Origin of the sequence: Candidatus Nitrosotalea sp. FS, from assembly GCF_011319475.1 — an archaeon.
In the GTDB taxonomy this organism is placed as follows: domain Archaea; phylum Thermoproteota; class Nitrososphaeria; order Nitrososphaerales; family Nitrosopumilaceae; genus Nitrosotalea.
In genome coordinates this window covers 1-1,439 of record NZ_RCMC01000177.1, presented here as the reverse complement: position 1 = coordinate 1,439, position 1,439 = coordinate 1, and the positions used below count along the sequence as shown (strand labels likewise).

Below are 1,439 nucleotides of genomic sequence, written 5' to 3'. Positions count from 1 at the left end.
AACCTTTTTTGCTTCAGTATCATAAACTCCGAGGCCTGTTATGGAGCTAAATGTTTTTACTCTCGAAGTTTTGGGCTTTTCTTGCAACTCAAAACTCTGAGCAGGTTGTGGTGTTGAAACACTTGTGCTGGTGACAGGTATTGCAGCTCCAACTGATGCTGCTTCATCTGGCTTGCTAAAGTTTCTATATTCTGCAAGACAGAACCACATGTAGTACAGATGTATTGTCCCTTTTCCAAAAGAACAAGGTTTTCTGCCACTATCTCATTAGGATTTTCATATTCGATCTTTGGGCTTCCCTCGTATTCTTTCTCACATGTATTGCAATAATGCTTGAAAATCTTTTCTGAGTCAAGACGTCCAACTGGTGCAAGAAACAAGTCTGGTCCCCCAAGATTTCCTTTTCGCTGTTGATCATCAGTTACTGTTGCCATGATAAAACCTCCAGATCCTCTAAGTTTCTTTAATCTAAGATCACTGCTCATGTTATTATCACATAAATCTCAGATAATTATGTATATCATTTTGATGGGTCAAATCTATGCCACATATCAGAGCAAGAGATTATACAATTTCCAAAAATAGTGGAAATTTTTTCAATATTTTGGAAAGAGTTATTAGAGCCAGAAGGGTACATTAAACAAAAATTGACGGAAATAGGTGATCGAACTTTTCTCTGTCGTTTCAATAAAAAGATGATGAATAAACTTGACAAAATTTGAAGAACTAGGACTAAAGGATACCATACTCACAGCACTTAATGAAATGGGTTTTCGCGAACCGTTCCCTATTCAGGCAGGTGCAATTCCGGTACTTCTTTCAGGACAAGATGTCATAGGTCAAGCACATACTGGTACAGGAAAGACAGCTGCATTTTCACTACCAATAATTCAAAATGTTATTCCAAAAGGTGGTGTACAGGCACTTATCATTGCTCCAACTAGAGAGCTTGCAGTACAGATATCTGATGAGATTGTAAAATTCTCAAGGCACTCTGGAATACGAAGTGTAACAATCTATGGTGGTCAAAGCATGAATGTGCAACTGCAAGAACTCCATAGGGGAGTAGAAATTGTGGTTGCAACACCAGGAAGACTCATTGATCACATCAAACGCGGTTCCATAAAACTACAGAAAGTAAAGTGGGTCATACTTGATGAAGCAGATACAATGCTTGACATGGGATTCATTGAAGATATCAAATTCATCTTGGACTTGGTCCCAGAAGATCACATCAACGCACTATTTTCTGCTACAATGCCAGCAGCAATCTTGATGCTAGCAGAAAAATACATGAAAAATCCACAAAAAATATTCATTGACTCAGATGATCTAAGTGGAGAGGGAATTGAACAGGCATTTCTTGTAATAAAAGACAGGGAAAAGACAGATTATCTATTCAAATTTATCAAAGAAAACGGAGCAGGTCAGGCAATAGT

1 protein-coding gene and 1 pseudogene are annotated in these 1,439 nt (G+C 37.9%); one reads left to right on the top strand and one right to left on the bottom strand.

Annotation, left to right across the window (positions count from 1 at the left end; genetic code table 11):
- Nucleotides 1–485 (bottom strand): annotated as a pseudogene (locus DYY66_RS06375) (hypothetical protein); the annotation flags it as partial.
- A 223-nt stretch (nucleotides 486–708) separates the two neighbouring features.
- On the opposite strand from DYY66_RS06375, the gene DYY66_RS06370 reads away from it, so the two are divergent.
- A partial coding sequence (locus DYY66_RS06370; protein ID WP_166287194.1) for a DEAD/DEAH box helicase occupies nucleotides 709–1,439 on the top strand: 731 nt, incomplete at its 3' end.